This window comes from Actinomyces sp. oral taxon 169 (assembly GCF_013394715.1).
Lineage (GTDB): Bacteria > Actinomycetota > Actinomycetes > Actinomycetales > Actinomycetaceae > Actinomyces.
The window spans coordinates 903,307-918,567 of the sequence record NZ_CP058259.1 but is presented as its reverse complement, the minus strand read 5'-3'; the positions used below and the strand labels follow the sequence as shown (position 1 = coordinate 918,567).

Here is a 15,261-nt window from a genome sequence, read left to right as displayed (position 1 = left end):
CCTCGACGTCGGCAGCTCAGGACATCGCCGCCAGCACCGCCTCGATGCCGGCGGCGATCGTCGTGTGCGCGCCGGCCGCGAGGCGGACGACCTCGTCGGGATCGGTGGGCGCCTGCGCGAAGGACAGGTCGGAGACGACGCTCATGCCGGCCACGCGCACCCCGAGCTGGTGCAGGGCGATGGCCTCCAGGACGGTGGACATGCCCACGCAGTCGGCACCGGCGGACTCCAGCATTCGCGTCTCCGCCATGGTCTGATACTCCGGCCCGCGCACAGCGGCATAGACGCCTGACCTCTCTGTGACACCGCGCAGGACGTCAGCGAGCTCGTCGTCCCACACGCTGCGAACGTCAGTGAAGACCGGGCCGTCGAAGGGTGAGGAGCCGGTGAGGTTGAGGTGGTCGGTGATCGTCATGACCTCGCCGATGTGCCAGCTGCGCAGGCACCCGCCGGCGTTGACCAGGACGGCCCCGCGTACGCCGGCAGCGGCCGCGATACGGGACAGGGCGACCACGAGTCCGGGCCCGTGCCCCTCGTAGAGGTGGGTCCGTCCGCGAGCCACGAGGACGCGCCGCTCTCCCCCATCCTCCTGGGCGCCCGCCTTCCGGCCACGAGCGACGGCATAGGAGTCGAGGCGATCCTCATGTCCCGGCGCGACCGGGACCATGACCTCGGGCAGGTCGGACAGGTGCAGGCTCGCCGCCGGCTCACCCCAGGAGACCAGGGCGTCGGCGGCGCCGGACCCCAGGACCACCAGCAGGTCGTGGCCAGGCGCGCCGGTACGACGGGCGATCTGATGGGCGCCCTCCACGGCCGGGCCCGGACCTTCTGCGCCGGCAGAGGCGCTCAGGGCCTCCAGACGCTCAGGCTCAAGGGAGAGGACAGCTGCATGGTCGTTCACGAACGCGCCTCCTGGCGGGCCACCCGGCCTCGGCCGAGGGCGAGGTGCCCGAGCACACCGATGAGCAGGGAGACCAGCACACCGAGGTTGGCTCCGGCCCAGGCCCCGTCGCGACCCCCGAGAGGCCCGAGCAGGTAGCCCTGCCAGGACAACCAGGAGGCGGCCGAGTTGACGACCAGCCCCCAGCCGACGACGGAACCGACAGCCACGAGGGTGATGGCCTCCCAGTTGACCGAGCCGTAGACGCCGTCGGGAGTGAAGAGGGCCTCCTCGTCGTAGTCGCGCCTGCGCAGAATGACCTCGGCGACCATGACTCCGGCCCAGGCGGCGATGACCACTCCCAGGGTGGTGAGGAACCCCTGGAAGGCGCCGAGGAAGTCATCGGCACCGAAGATGACGGCGATGGTGCCCACGGTCATGATGGTGGCGTCGATGGAGGTGGCCACGTGCCGGCGCACGGGCAGGCCGGTCGCCAGGAGCGACAGGCCCGATGAGTACAGGTCCATGATGATGCCGCCGGCCAGCCCGAGGATGGCGACGATCGCGAAGGGGATGAGGAACCACGTGGGCAGGATCGTGGTCAGAGCACCAATGGGGTCGGTGTTGATGGCCTGGCCGAGCTCGGCGTCGGAGCCCACCAGGAGGATGCCGAAGAAGACGAGCACCACGCAGGGCAGCGCCGATCCCAGCGTGGTCCAGCCGATGACGCCGGCTGTCGAGGCCTTGCGGGGCAGGTAGCGGGAGTAGTCGGCGGCGGCATTGACCCAACCGAGGCCGAAGCCGGTGGCCACCATGACCAGGGCTCCGATGAAGGCCGCGGGGCCGCCCGACGGCAGGGCCAGGAGCGTGCGGAAGCTGATCTGGGGAGCGACGAGGACGAGGTAGATGATGGTGAGGACACCGGTGGCCCAGGTGATCCAGGTCTGGACCCTCATGATCGCCTCGAAGCCGAGGATGCCGGCGCTGGCGGCCAGGCCGACGGTGAGCAGGAAGCCCAGGATCTGGGCACCGACCTGGTTGTGCCAGCCCAGAGCCTGGAACACCGTGGCCGAGGCCAGGGTGGCGGAAACGCACAGGACGGTCTCCCAGCCGACCGTGAGGATCCAGGACAGGGCCGCGGACAGGCGGTTGCCGTTGTAGCCGAAGGCAGCTCGGGACAGCGCCAGGGTGGGGGCGCTGCCTCGTTTGCCCAGGACGGCCACGACGCCGCACAGGAGGAAGGAGACGATGACACCGACGCTGCCGGCAACGACCGCCTGCCAGAAGGACAGTCCGAATCCGAGGACCCAGGCGCCCCAGGACAGTCCCAGCACGGAGATGTTGGCCGCGAACCAGGGCATGAAGAGATCGCTCGGTCGTCCCTTGCGATCGGACTCGGAGATGACGTCAAGACCGGCGTTCTCGACGCGGGTGGCGGCGGGAACGTCCGCGGGTGCACTGCTCATGGGCGATCGACCTCGGTGTCGGTATCAGGAGGCTCTCGAAGGAGAGATGCCTGAAGTCTACGGGCTTGGAGATGCGGCGAACGACGCCGGAGAGAGGAATCGAGCGACCGCACCCTCAAAGAAATAGGATATATCACACATTTGAAGTGATTTCTATAGAAACTCTCACTGGATATCGGGCTGTGTCTCAGATGCACACATGTATAGTCGAACCATCCCCCCGTCTCCACCTCGCGGAGACTCACTACGGAAAGGAGCTCTCATGAGCGACAACGGAACCTTCGACAGGATCGCCGGCAAGGCCAAGGAGGCCGCGGGCAAGGTCACTGGCAACAAGGACACCGAGACCGAGGGCAAGCTCCAGCAGGCCGAGGGCAAGATCAAGGAGGTCGCCGAGGACGCCAAGGACGCCATCAAGGGTGCGGTCAACCACCTCAAGGGCGACAAGTAAGCGTCGTCGCGACATACGTCGAGCGCCCAGCCTCCTTCAAGAGGCTGGGCGCTACTGCGTTGCCGAGACCGGCGTCAGCTACTCGCAGGGATCAGGGTCGGAGCCACGTTGACCACGCTCTGCGAGGGGTCGGCCTGCCCCCAGGAGTTGTTCCCCCAGGTCCAGGTCCCCTTGTCAACCGTGGCCCACGTGTCATAGCCGGAGGTGCCGATCTGGGTGGCCCCGTCGATCTTGTCCACCTGCACCAACCCTGACGGGGTGTCGGAGACAGTTCCGTTGACCTGCCCGTAGCGGTTGGAGCCGAAGCACCAGACTGTGCCCTTGGCGAGCGCACAGGTGTGCTCGTAACCGGAGACGAGCGCGGTGGGAGCGGCCGGCAGCTTGCCGACCTCCACGGCCTGGTTGACCAGCGCCTCATCAGTCTTCTTGCCGAGCTGGCCGACCTCATTGGCGCCCCAGGCATAGACCTTGCCCGAGTCATCCACGGCCACGGCGAAGCCCTTGCCCACGCTCAGCGCAGACACTTTGACCTTCTCCAGGCCGGGCACCGCCGTCGGCGAGACACGTGCGCCCTGAGTGTTGGCCTGGGCGTCAGCGCCCCAGCAGGAGACTCCGGTGCCACCGGAGGAGCAGACGAAGGAACCGCTGCCGGCGCGCAGGGTCGTAGGCTTGCTGGCAGCAGGGGCCGCCGCAGCGGAGGACGACGGAGCCGCCGCGTCCTTGCCGGGCCACAGCCAGTGCCCTCCCAGGGCACCCCCGACCAACCCGAGGGCGAGCACACTGACCGCTACGACCGGGAGGACCCAACCGCGACGTGGAGCACTACTCGGGTACTGGGAGACATCGCTCTGCGGCGCCTCCATCTCTGTCACCGCGGGCAACGGCTGAAGCCTGTAGCCCTGCGGCTGAGGCTGCGTCGGTGTCGCCATCTGCGGCTGGGGCGGCGCGACCGCAGCCGGCTGCTGAGCAGGCTGAGTCGGCTGAGCCGCTCCGTAGTCCACAGTGTCGCCACGAGCGCCGTCGCCCCTGAATACGCCGTCAAAGGCCGCGGGCTGTGTGGGCGCCCCGTACATGGGCGCGGACTCCTGAACGGGCACCTGCTGCTGAGCAGGCGGGTACCCGGCAGGCTGCTGAGGGGAATATCCGGCAGATGCTGCGATCTGTTCTAGCTGCGCACGCTGCTCGGGCGTCCAGGCGTGTCCGGCGGCAAGGGCCTCCTGAGCACGCTCAGGACTGCCGCCGATGAACCACAGCACCCTGTCCCCGTCGAGCATCCGGTCATCCATGGGCCAGACCTCTCCTCAACGTCAAGGACCGATGTGTGTCAGTAGGTCAGCCTACGGCGAGCCATGAGCATGGCGGCGCCTGCCGCACCGGTGCCCAGCACCATCCAAGCCGCGGTCGTTCCCGCCCCGGTCTGGGCGAGGGTGGAGCGACCTGCGGTGGCGGTGCCCTGCTGGCCAGAGGCAGCCTGCTCGCGGGGCGCAGCGGCCTGCTCACCGGGAGCCTCCGCGGCGCCCTGGGGGGCGCTCTCCTCGGCAGCCGCAGGGGCGCCGCCCTCAGAGGACTGCTCGGGGGCCGGGGCCTGCTGCTCGGGAGCGGCCTGAGAACCGGCAGGATCACCCTGCTGCTGGTCTCCCTGGTTCGGCTGGGGCTGCTCAGCCGGAGCCTCCGGCTTGTTCTCCTGCTGCTGCGCCGCGGTGTTGTTGGCAGCCGGAGCCTGGGGTGCCGCCTTACCCGCGTCCTCGGCGGGGGCCGGAGCAGGCTCCGGGGCGGGGGCAGGCTTGTCGCCATCGGGCTTGGGGGCGGCCGGGGAGGGGGTGTCGGGCTGGGGAGCGTCGGCCTTCGCGCCACCGGCCTGCGGTGCCACCTGCTCGGCGGCGGGAGCGGGGTCCGTCTCGGCAGCAGCCGCGCCGACCGGGACGACGGACAGGGCCACGGCCGCGGACGCGGCCATCCATACGCTTCGCTTCATGGGAACTCCTTCAGGATGTGAAAGCGACAACTCTCACATCGGGTGATGAGGATGTGGATGCGGACACCTTACCCAACGCAGCCCGGGTCCTGTCACGCCACCGACACGGGCACTACTCCACTGTTGGGCACTTCACATCTCCGCCGCGCGGGGGTGGTGGAAGACGATCAGACCCTCAGGCCCAGCCCTCTCATGCGCGAGACCGCCCCCTGGCTCAGCACTGAGTGGAGCTGCTCCTGCGCCATCTGTCCGAGGAGCTCGGGGAACTGCCCCAGGAGCCTCTGGAAGGTTCCGATCTCCTCACCGATGACGCGCCGCCCCCACAGCCCCAGCCGGGCGGCCAGCTGCGGGTCGGCCGCGATGACCTCCTCCAGCTCGGCGATGGCGTAGGTGCTGATCGGGTCCTGGCTGAGCTCGTGGACGAGCCCCCTGCGCAAGGGATCCTCCAACGACTCGCTCAGCGCCATCCCGAAGTCGATGAGCAGCCCGAAGGTGATGTAGGTCTTGAGCAGGCGCTCGGCCCAGTCCAGTGGCCGCAGCCGCTCGTCGAAGTCGCCCAGGACGTCGGTGAATCGCTCGGCCGCCCCCAGGGCGTCGATGCCGTGGGTCGCGGCCAGCTCCACCACCCGATCGAAGGAGGCGACCTCCCAGGCGCTCATACGCAGCAGGTCGACCCGGGCCGTCATCCGCGGAGCCCGGTCGGCATCCTTTGCGTAGCGGGTGCAGGCGGCCGTCCGGGAGATCGCGACGACGCCGACGACGGACAGCTCGTGTGGACCGACCTGTATCGGAGTGGAGGCGCTGGGCTGAGGTGACGGAGTCGGCATCTGGGACATGGCCACCATCGTAGTCAGCCCTCCCTCACCGAGCAGCCTTGCCGTAGCGCTGGTATCAGTCGTCGTCTTCCCTGTAGCGACGGGACCCCCGAGGATCGCCACACCGGTCTTCTCATTGCAGCCCTTCCACATCTGCGCAGCCACTCCCACACCAGTCGTGACATCACCCACACTCAAGCCGCCATGGTGACACCCACCGACGCGAATACGTTGGAAAGCCGCTACGCTGACGGCGTCCACGGTTGCCCGGTCGTCAGATGGACTCAGATATGACTCGCGATCGGCTGCCAGATCCGACGGCGCCAACGCCCACGCAGCGCACCCGACTGTGCGCGCGAGCGACAGCCGCGCCGGAGCGGTTCAACCCGATCAGAAGACAAGGAACCTCGTGAGCAACGAGCAGCACGGGGCCGACGCCGTCGAGCCCGACCACAACTCCACAGACGACCAGACCATCATCGAGGGCGCCGACGCCGCTACCGCCCCGTCCGGAATCATTGAGACGGCCGGCGCCCACGCCCCCGTCCTGGACGAGGCCACTCCCGACATCACCGACGAGGGCGCCCAGACCGACCTGAGCCGCAAGACCTTCGCCGACTTCGGCGTCGAGCCGGAGATCTGCGAGGCCCTGGCCGCCAAGGGCATCACCCACCCCTTCCCCATCCAGGCCCTCACCCTGCCGGTGGCCCTGGAGGGTCAGGACATCATCGGTCAGGCCAAGACCGGCACCGGCAAGACCCTAGGCTTCGGCATCCCCCTGCTCATGGACACCCTGGGCCCCGGGGAGGAGGGCTGGGACGAGGATCCCGCCTCCGGCAGCCCCCAGGCCCTGGTCATCCTGCCCACCCGTGAGCTGGCCAAGCAGGTCGCCGAGGAGCTGTCCACGGCGGCCGCCAAGCGCACCGTGCGCATCGTTCAGGTCTACGGTGGGCGCGCCTACGAGCCCCAGATCGAGGACCTCGAGCGGGGAGCCGAGGTCGTCGTGGGCACGCCTGGCCGCCTCATCGACCTCATGGAGCGCGGCGTGCTGGACCTGGCTCACGTCACCACCGTCGTCCTGGACGAGGCCGACGAGATGCTGGACCTGGGCTTCCTGCCGGACGTGGAGAAGATCCTGGCCCGCACCCGCGCCGACAGGCACACAATGCTCTTCAGCGCCACCATGCCCGGGGCCGTGGTCGCCCTGGCGCGCCGCTACATGACCCGGCCGACCCACATCCGCGCCCAGGACCCGGGCGACGAGGGTATGACCGTTCAGACGGTCCAGCAGGTCGTTTACCGCACCCACTCGATGAACAAGGTGGAGGTCGTCTCCCGGATCCTCCAGGCCGAGGGACGCGGACGCACCATCATCTTCGCGCGCACCAAGCGCACGGCGGCCCGGGTGGCCGACGACCTGCGCGCCCGCGGTTTCGCCACCGGGGCCCTGCACGGCGACCTCGGCCAGGGGGCCCGCGAGCAGGCCCTGCGCGCCTTCCGCAACAACAAGGTGGACGTCCTGGTGGCTACCGACGTGGCCGCCCGCGGCATCGACGTCGACGACGTCACCCACGTCATCAACTACCAGTGCCCCGAGGACGAGAAGATCTACGTCCACCGCATCGGGCGCACCGGACGCGCCGGCAACTCCGGCACGGCGGTCACCTTCGTGGACTGGGACGACGTGCCGCGCTGGCGGATCATCGCCAAGGCCCTGGGCCTGCCCATCGAGGAGCCGGTGGAGACCTACCACACCAGCGAGCACCTGTTCTCCGACCTGTCGATCCCCGAGAAGGTCACCGGACGCCTGCCCCGCCACAAGCGCACCCTGGAGGGACTGGACGCCGAGGAGATCGAGGACCTGGGTGAGACCGGCAAGCGTGGGCGCAAGCAGCCCGGTCGGCAGGGCGGGCGCTCGGAGCGCGGCCGGGGCCGTGGCGGCAGGGGCGCCAAGGACTCCAAGCGCGGTGAGCGCTCCCGGCGCTCCGCCGACGGCGAGGCCAAGCCCCGGCGCAAGCGCACCCGTAAGCGCACGCGCGGCGGCCGCCCGGTTGACGGTGCGACCGGCGAGTAGGACTGAAATAGGACTGAGAAGGAGCGGCTGAGACTCACCTGGGTCTCAGCCGCTGTCCGACTTCGGGCGGAGCCGAGTCACAGGCGGGTCGCCAGGAAGGCGAAGACGCCGTCGGCCATGATCTGGACGGCGATGGCCGCCAGGAGCAGTCCCATGACCCGGGTGAGGATCCGGATGCCGGAGGTGCCCAGCACCCGGTTGAGCCCCAGGGAGAAGCGCAGTGCGGCCCAGATGGCGATGTGCGTGCCGATGATCGCGGCCGTCACGGAGACCCACCCGGCCACCCCGCCTCCAGTGGTGTCCACGGCGACCATCGCCGCGACGATGGCTCCGGGCCCGGCCAGCAGGGGCGTGCCCAGGGGCACGAGGGCGGCGTTGGCGGTGACGGCCTCGGGGTCGGGGCTCTCATCGACCTTGTCGGTCAGCAGCTCCAGGGCCACCAGGAGCAGCAGCAGTCCGCCGGCCACCTGAAGGGAGGGCACCGAGATGCCCAGGAACTTCAGGATGTAGCGTCCGAAGACCGCGAACAGCACGATGACAGCGAAGGAGACGACCGTGGCCTGGCGCGCGGAGGCGGCGCGCTCCGGGGGCGTCTGCCGCGAGGTCAGGGACAGGAAGATCGGGATGGCGCCCAGGGGGTCCTGGATGACCAGGAGCGTGGTGAAGGTCGTGGCGAAGACCGTAGTGTCGAAGACGGACTGCAGCATGGGGCGTTTCTATCACCGCCGCTCGGCGGAAGTCGGGTGCCGTGGCCGGTCGGCCCTCAGGTGCGGACGAGGTCGAGGGTGCCTTCGTCGAGGATCTGTTCCAGCAGCTCGGGCGGCATGAGGTTCTCCCCCAAGCGGTTGGGCTTACCGGTGCCGTGGTAGTCCGAGGCCCCCGACAGCCCCAGGCCCAGGCGCTGGGCCAGGAGGCGAACCTGCTCGCGCTGCTCGGGGTCCTGGTCGCGATGGTTCATCTCCAGGGCCGCCAGGCCGGCCTCGGCCATCCGGGCGAAGGTCTCATCGGGCACGAGGCGGCGCTGGCGGGAGGCGGCACGCGGGTGGGCCGCCACCGGGACCCCACCGGCGGCGCGCACCAGGCGGCAGGCCTCCACCGGGTCCAGCGCCCAGTGGTGGACGTAGTAGGGCGAGGAGGTGGCCAGCGGCCCGGCGAAGGCGGCGTTGCGATCGGGGAAGGAGCCGGTCGCCACGAGGGCGTCGGCGATATGGGGCCGACCGATCGTGTGGGAGTCGGCCGACTGGGTCAGGACGTCCTCCCAGGTGACCGGGTAGTCCTCGCTAAGACGCTCGACCATCCGTTGGGCCCGGCTGTCGCGCGAGCGGCGGGCGCGGGCGAAGGCGGCCTCCAGCCCGGCGTCGTCTGCCCGGTGCAGGTAGGACAGCAGGTGGAGGGTGACCCCGTCCGCAGCACAGGAGATCTCGGTGCCGCGCAGCAGAGCGACACCGGTGAACGGGACGGCCCGGGCCGCCTCCTGCCAGCCGGCCATCGTGTCGTGGTCGGTCAGCCCGACGACGTCGAGACCGGCCCCGGCCGCCTTCGCCATGAGCTCGGCGGGCGAGTCGGTGCCGTCGGAGCAGGCCGAGTGGGTGTGGGGGTCGATGCGCACCGAGACAGTGTAGGTAGGAGGGCAGGGAGGCGTGGAAGACTGGACGGCATGAGCGAGCCGAGCCGTATGAGCAATACCGTGCCCACAACGCGGCGCACCGACGACGCCCCGATCCGTTTTGGGGTGATCGGCGCCGGTTTCATCGCCCGCTGGTTCGCCCAGGCCGTCGCCCGCGAGCCGGGCGCGCAGATCGTGGCGGTCACCTCCGCCCGCCGCGAGCGCGCCGCCGCCTTCGCCACCGAGCACGGGATTGCGCATGCCTATGCCTCGCTTGAGGAGATGTTCGCCGCCCACGGCCCGGGCTCCAAGGCCCCGATCGACGTCATCCATGTGGGCTCCCCCAACTCCTTGCACGCGCAGCACGCGATCGCGGCCCTGGAGGCCGGTTTTCACGTGGTGGTGGAGAAGCCCTTCGCCCTGACACGCTCGCAGGCCGAGGCGATGGTGGAGGCGGCACGGGCGGCCGACCGCTTCCTCATGGAGGGGTGGCTGTCCGCCTTCGAGCCCGGGGTGGCTCGGCTGCGTGAGCATCTGCCGCGGCTGGGGCGGCTGCACCGGGTGGTGCTGTCCAAGGAGCAGTTCTCCTCGCGGATGGAGGTCTACCGCTCCGGTGGCCTGCCACCGGCCTTCGATCCGGCTCTGGGCGGTGGCTCCCTCATGGATCTGGGCATCTACCCGGTCAGCCTGGCCATTCACCTCTTCGGCGAGCCGGACCGGGTGACGGCCACGGGGACGCTGCTGGAGTGCGGTGTCGACGCACGGGGCACGGTGGTCCTGTCCTACGACTGCGGTGAGCACGCCGGGCTGGAGGTCGTCTGCCTGCACTCCAAGACCTCCCCGGGAATAGAGTCGAGCTTCGCCGGTGACCACGACGTGCTGAGCATTGACGACTGCCAGTGGCCCCGGCGCATTGAGCTGCGCGGCCCGGCGGCGAACGGGGATCAGGCTCAGGGGGCGCAGGCCCACGAGGACCTGTCGGTCGAGCGCGACGCTGAGGCGCCCGGTCACCAGCTCGCCTACGAGCTGGCCGAGGTGTGCCGCCTGGTACGCGCCGGAGCGCGCCAGTCCGATCTGCACCCGTTGAGCCGCTCCGTGGCGGCGGTCGGGGTCCTGCAGGAGGCCCGCCGCCAGGTGGGGGTGCGTTTCCCAGCTGACGAGCAGGGCTGAGCCGCCCCCGCATTCCTGAGTACCCCACCGAGCACCGGTTGGGGCCCAACAGTGGAATGATGCCCCTATGGCACCGACTTCTCCCGCAGACAACCGCCCGTCCGACGAGACCCCCGCCTCCTCGCAGGAGGCCCCCCAGTCCTTGGCGGCGCGAGGCTCCAACCGGTCCCGCCAGCCCGACAACCAGGCCTTCCGCGACTTCATCGGCTCGGGGTGGGGCCCACGTCCCGAGGGTCTGCCCGTCCGCAGCGAGGCGGCGCCCTGGGCGGCCGCCCGCCGTGAGGCTCTTGGCAGACTCTTCCCCGGTGAGCGCCTGGTCCTGCCCGCCGGTGCGCTCAAGGTGCGCAACAACGACTGCGACTACCGGTTCAGGCCCCACAGCGCCTTCGCCCACCTGGCCGGAACCGGCACGGACTTCGAGCCGGATGCCGTGCTCGTCCTGGACCCCCTCACCGCGCCGGGACAGGGCGCGGGTTCCCCGGACGGCTCCGATGGTGGCGATGATGCCTCCCCTACGCATGAGGCGGTCCTCTACTTCCGGCCCCGGGCCTCACGATCCAGCCAGGAGTTCTACGGCGACCCCCGCTACGGCGAGCTGTGGGTGGGGGTGCGGCCCTCCCTGGAGGAGGTCGAGGCCTCCACCGGTATGCGCTGCGCCCACATCGACTCCCTGCCCGACGCGCTGGCCAAGGATGCCGGCCCCGACGCGGTGCGGCTGCGCGTCGTCTCCGAGGCCGACGAGTCCGTCACCGCACTGGTGACCACCACGCGGGAGAAGGTCGGGCTGCAGACCGGCCAGGGCGCCGCGGAGGTGGACGCAGGTCTGGCCGAGGCCGCCAGCGAGCTGCGCCTGGTCAAGGACCCCTGGGAGATCGACCAGCTGCGTGCCGCCGTCGCCGCCACCAAGGCCGGCTTCGACGACCTCATCCGCTCCATCCCCCGGGCCCGCGGCCACTGGCGCGGCGAGCGGGTCCTGGAGGGGGCCTTCGGGGCCAAGGCCCGCGAGGAGGGCAACGGCCTGGGCTATGACACGATCGCCGCGGCCGGCAACCACGCCAACACCCTGCACTGGATCAACAATGACGGCGCCGTCGAGCCCGGCCAGCTGGTCCTGGTGGATGCCGGCGTTGAGGTCGACTCCCTCTACACCGCTGACGTCACTCGCACGATCCCGGTCGATGGTCGCTTCACCGAGGCTCAGCGCCGGATCTACCAGGCGGTTCTCGACGCCGCCGACGCCGCCTTCGCCCGTGCGGGCACGCCGGGCTGCCGCTTCAAGGACGTCCACGCCGCCGCCATGGAGGTGATCGCCGCCCGCCTCGAGGAATGGGGGATGCTGCCCGAGGGCGTCAGCGCCGCCGACTCCCTGGCCCCCGAGGGCCAGTACCACCGGCGCTGGATGGTGCACGGCACCAGCCACCACCTGGGCCTGGATGTCCACGACTGCGCCCAGGCACGCCGCGAGATGTACATGGAGGCCGAGCTCAAGCCGGGCATGTGCTTCACCATCGAGCCGGGACTGTACTTCCGCGAGGACGACCTGCTGGTGCCCGCCGAGATGCGCGGCACGGGCGTGCGCATCGAGGACGACGTCGTGGTGCGCGAGGACGGCAGCGTGGAGCGCCTCACTCAGGACGTGCCCCGCACCGTGGAGGAGGTCGAGGCCTGGGTGAGCTGGCTCATCGCCGACTGACTGACTGCTCGGTCACTTCCCTTGCTGCTCATCGTTATTCGTAGATAGCATCGCCGTATGACGATGAAACATGGGTTGCTGCCCGAGGACCGCCCCCAGGACCACGGAGCCGTACGCGAGGCCTCCACCGTGGCCTCCTTGCTCGACGTCCTGGGGGACGCCACCCGCCTGGCGATCCTGCGCCACCTCCACGGCGGCGAGCACCGGGTGGTGGAGCTGACCGAGCACCTGGGTCTGGCCCAGTCGACCGTCTCCCAGCACCTGGCGATCCTGCGCAGCGCCGGTCTCATCTCCAGCCACTCCCACGGGCGGGCCAACGTCAGCCGGATCGAGAACCCCGAGGCCATCGAGCAGGTCCTGGCCGCCGCCGAGTCCCTGGCCGCCATCATCTCCGGGGACGGAGCGAGCCGGAGCAGGGAGCCGCAGTGAGCACCCCAGGCGGCCACGAGCCCGACGCCCATTCCCACCACCACTCCCACGGTCACTCGCACAACCACGGCGCCGGGGCCTCGCGCGGTCGGCTCCTGGTCGCCCTGTGCCTGTCGGCCACGGTTCTGGTGGCCGAGATCGTCACCGCTCTTGTCACCGGATCGCTGGCGCTGCTGGCCGACGCCGGGCATATGCTCACCGACGTCGCCGGCCTGGCCATGGCCCTGACGGCCGCCCACCTGTCCACGCGTCCGGCCACGGACCGCTCCACCTGGGGCATGCGTCGCGCCGAGGTCATCGGGGCCGCGCTCCAGGCGGGCATGCTCGCCGTCGTCGGGCTCTTCGTGGCCTTCAAGGCGGTTCACAACCTGCTGGTGGCCCCGCAGGTCGAGGCCTCGGGCATGCTCGTCATGGGTGTCATCGGCCTGGCCGCCAACGTCATCGCGCTACTGGTTCTCTCCGGCGGCAGGGGGCATGACGGACACGGCGAGAACCTCAACATGAGGGCCGCCCTGCTGGAGGTCCTCAATGACGCCCTGGGATCAGTGGGCGTCATCATCGCTGCCGCCGTCGTGGCCCGCACCGGCTGGACCCGGGCCGACGCCGTGGCCTCCTTGCTCATCGCCGTCCTCATCCTGCCCCGGGCGGTGACGCTGCTGCGCTCGGCCCTGGCCGTGCTCATGGACTTCACTCCCCGGGAGCTGGACCTGGCGCAGGTGCGCTCGCACATGCTCGGCATCGACCACGTCGAGGAGGTCCACGACCTGCATGCCTGGACCGTCGCCTCGGGCATGCCGGTGCTGACCGCGCACGTCGTCGTGCGCGACGAGTGCCTGCGCGACGGTCACACCGAGGAGATCCTCGACCGGCTCCAGAACTGCGTGGCCGAGCACTTCCCGGTCAGGATCCAGCATGCGACCCTCCAGCTCGAGCCCGTCTCGCACCTCGAGCACGAGGCCGCCTACTGCTAGGTCGGGTCAGGAACGGCGGTAGCGTTTGCGGGTCGGCTCGGGAATGTGAGCCGGCTCCCCACCCTCCAGGTGCTCACGGGCGAAGGCCAGCGCGCTGGCGAGGCCCTCGAGACGCTGGGCGGCCGTCATGGACCGGGTGGTCACCTCGACGACGACCTGTCCCCCACCGGCCTCGAAGCCGGTGGCCACCAGGTGCTTGAGGACCCCGGCGCAGTCCTGGTTGCCCTGCCCGGGCAGCAGATGGTCGTCCAGGGGCCCGGGCACGCCGTCGGTCAGGTGCAGGTGACGCAGCGTGGGCCCCAGCGCCCGAGCCATGGCCAGGGCGTCGGAGCCGGAGGTGGCGGCGTGGGAGATGTCCAGCGTCACTGACTTGTAGCCCTGCCCCACCGGATCCCAAGTGGGCGAGTAGGCCTGGAAGTCGCGCGTGGAGTGGGCGTGGCGGGGCCGCCAGGTGAACATGTTCTCCACCGCCAGGTGGATGCCCGTGGTCGCCTCGCGCTGCGCGACCCCGGCGATGAAGGAGCGCGCGTAGCGGGTCTGCCAGAAGAAGGGCGGGTGCAGCACCACCGTGGGCGCCTCGAGGTAGTGGGCCAGCTCGATGGAGCGGTCCACCTTGTCCCACGGATCGGCGCCGAAGACCCCACGGGTCACCAGCAGCGTGGGGGCATGGACCGCCAGCACCGGCTGGTCGTGCTTCTCCACCAGGGCCGCCAGCCGGGTGGCGTCCTGGGATGCCTTCTCGCTCCAGACCATGATCTCGACGCCGTCGTAGCCCAGCTCCTGGGCGATGGCGAAGGTGTCGGGAACACTGCCGGGAACCACGCAGGCTGTCGACAGCCCCACCGGAATGCTCATTGTCGCGCTCCCTCGTCCCTCAGTGCCGCTCAGCCCTCGTCACCGGAGCCGGTCTCATCGCCGGGCTCCTGCGACGACGCCGGGGCCCCCGGCTCCTTGCGATCCTCCGATCGCGAGGGACGCAGGAAGGGGTCGTAGTCCTCGGCAGCTGCCGGGGCGCCGGAGGCGGGGCCGGCCGAGGCGGTGGGGGTCCGCTGAGCAGTGTCGCTGCCGGGCTGCGGCAGGCGCACCCCGAAACGGGGCTGCTCGTCGGGGCGCGACCCGAAGGCGGTCGGCCCGGGGGCCTCCTGCCGCGCACGACGCCGCTCCTGGGAGCGCCGCAGCGTGCCCGCCCCACGCGCGAGGTTGCCCGGGATATCGGCCAGGGCCTGGCTGGCCTCGTGAATCTCTCGGGCGGCGATGATGGAGTAGCGCGAGGCCACGACCTGACTGATGGAGGTGAAGTCGCGCCGTCCCCGGGTCAGGGCGTAGCTGAAGAGCTGGAAGACGATGCCCCACAGCACCCCCAGCAGGACGCAGGCCCAGAAGTTGAGTCTGGGACCGCTGCTGCCGGCCACCGACATGATGATGCCGAAGAACACCCCGATCCACAGGCCGTTGAGAGCCCCCGACATCGCCGCCCTCCCCCAGCTCATGCGCCCGGTGATGCGTTCGACCTGACGCAGGTCGGTGCCGATGATCGCCAGGTGCTGCACCGGGAAGCCCTGATCCGACAGGGCGTCCACTGCTCCCTGCGCCTCGGGGTAGGTCGCGAAGGAGGCCACCTCCTCCCCCTGGGGCATGACACCACCACTGGACGAGGTCAGGGAGGACAACGAGCTCGGATTGGCGTTCATGGGGGCTATCGTCGCACGCGCGGGCACGCGGTACGGACCC

15 protein-coding genes are annotated in these 15,261 nt (G+C 70.3%); 6 read left to right on the top strand and 9 right to left on the bottom strand.

Annotated features, from left to right (window positions below; translation table 11 throughout):
* Positions 1-16 precede the first annotated feature (16 nt).
* Positions 17-901: a purine-nucleoside phosphorylase gene (locus tag HW274_RS03955; protein WP_185989249.1), complete on the bottom strand. Its 885-nt coding sequence runs from the start codon at positions 899-901 to the stop codon at positions 17-19.
* The gene (locus HW274_RS03950; RefSeq protein WP_185989248.1) at positions 898-2,346 is read right to left on the bottom strand and encodes a cytosine permease; all 1,449 of its coding nucleotides are present in this window, start codon (positions 2,344-2,346) and stop codon (positions 898-900) included. The genes HW274_RS03955 and HW274_RS03950 overlap by 4 nt, the downstream gene beginning before the upstream one ends.
* Before the next feature lie 262 nt (positions 2,347-2,608).
* Between HW274_RS03950 and HW274_RS03945 the strand changes: the two genes are divergently transcribed.
* A complete protein-coding gene (locus tag HW274_RS03945; RefSeq protein WP_075254120.1) occupies positions 2,609-2,797 on the top strand; it encodes a CsbD family protein in 189 nt (62 codons plus the stop codon).
* Between the two features lie 74 nt (positions 2,798-2,871).
* Here HW274_RS03945 and HW274_RS03940 read toward each other — a convergent pair whose 3' ends face one another.
* From HW274_RS03940 to HW274_RS03930, 3 genes are all read right to left on the bottom strand, one after another.
* The gene (locus tag HW274_RS03940; protein ID WP_185989247.1) at positions 2,872-4,083 is read right to left on the bottom strand and encodes a hypothetical protein; all 1,212 of its coding nucleotides are present in this window, start codon (positions 4,081-4,083) and stop codon (positions 2,872-2,874) included.
* Positions 4,084-4,121: 38 nt separating this feature from the next.
* Positions 4,122-4,772 (bottom strand): peptidase, encoded by a 651-nt coding sequence (locus HW274_RS03935; RefSeq protein ID WP_185989246.1) that lies wholly within the window; start codon positions 4,770-4,772, stop codon positions 4,122-4,124.
* A 167-nt stretch (positions 4,773-4,939) separates the two neighbouring features.
* Positions 4,940-5,617, bottom strand: a complete 678-nt coding sequence (locus HW274_RS03930; RefSeq protein WP_185989245.1) for a ferritin-like fold-containing protein — start codon at positions 5,615-5,617, stop codon at positions 4,940-4,942.
* Positions 5,618-5,996: 379 nt separating this feature from the next.
* On the opposite strand from HW274_RS03930, the gene HW274_RS03925 reads away from it, so the two are divergent.
* A complete protein-coding gene (locus HW274_RS03925) occupies positions 5,997-7,661 on the top strand; it encodes a DEAD/DEAH box helicase (protein ID WP_185989244.1) in 1,665 nt (554 codons plus the stop codon).
* Between the two features lie 77 nt (positions 7,662-7,738).
* On the opposite strand, the gene HW274_RS03920 is transcribed toward HW274_RS03925, so the two are convergent.
* Both HW274_RS03920 and HW274_RS03915 read right to left on the bottom strand, forming a co-directional pair.
* Positions 7,739-8,368, bottom strand: a complete 630-nt coding sequence (locus HW274_RS03920; RefSeq protein WP_075404352.1) for a MarC family protein — start codon at positions 8,366-8,368, stop codon at positions 7,739-7,741.
* A gap of 56 nt (positions 8,369-8,424) precedes the next feature.
* A complete protein-coding gene (locus tag HW274_RS03915; protein ID WP_185989243.1) occupies positions 8,425-9,270 on the bottom strand; it encodes a PHP domain-containing protein in 846 nt (281 codons plus the stop codon).
* A gap of 48 nt (positions 9,271-9,318) precedes the next feature.
* Here HW274_RS03915 and HW274_RS03910 point away from each other — a divergent pair, with 48 nt between their 5' ends.
* The 4 genes from HW274_RS03910 (at position 9,319) to HW274_RS03895 (ending at position 13,530) form a co-directional block, all read left to right on the top strand.
* Positions 9,319-10,437: a Gfo/Idh/MocA family protein gene (locus HW274_RS03910; protein WP_185989242.1), complete on the top strand. Its 1,119-nt coding sequence runs from the start codon at positions 9,319-9,321 to the stop codon at positions 10,435-10,437.
* 67 nt (positions 10,438-10,504) lie between these two features.
* Positions 10,505-12,130, top strand: coding sequence for an aminopeptidase P family protein (locus HW274_RS03905; RefSeq protein WP_185989241.1), 1,626 nt, complete (start codon positions 10,505-10,507; stop codon positions 12,128-12,130).
* Positions 12,131-12,187: 57 nt separating this feature from the next.
* A complete protein-coding gene (locus HW274_RS03900) occupies positions 12,188-12,559 on the top strand; it encodes a helix-turn-helix transcriptional regulator (RefSeq protein WP_185989240.1) in 372 nt (123 codons plus the stop codon).
* The gene (locus HW274_RS03895) at positions 12,556-13,530 is read left to right on the top strand and encodes a cation diffusion facilitator family transporter (RefSeq protein ID WP_185989239.1); all 975 of its coding nucleotides are present in this window, start codon (positions 12,556-12,558) and stop codon (positions 13,528-13,530) included. Before HW274_RS03900 ends, HW274_RS03895 begins: the two co-directional genes overlap by 4 nt.
* A 6-nt stretch (positions 13,531-13,536) precedes the next feature.
* Here HW274_RS03895 and HW274_RS03890 read toward each other — a convergent pair whose 3' ends face one another.
* The gene (locus HW274_RS03890; RefSeq protein WP_070511819.1) at positions 13,537-14,385 is read right to left on the bottom strand and encodes a sugar phosphate isomerase/epimerase; all 849 of its coding nucleotides are present in this window, start codon (positions 14,383-14,385) and stop codon (positions 13,537-13,539) included.
* A gap of 29 nt (positions 14,386-14,414) precedes the next feature.
* Positions 14,415-15,221 carry a general stress protein gene (locus HW274_RS03885; RefSeq protein ID WP_185989238.1) on the bottom strand — a complete coding sequence of 269 codons (807 nt, stop codon included), beginning with the start codon at positions 15,219-15,221 and terminating at the stop codon, positions 14,415-14,417.
* Positions 15,222-15,261: the final 40 nt, after the last annotated feature.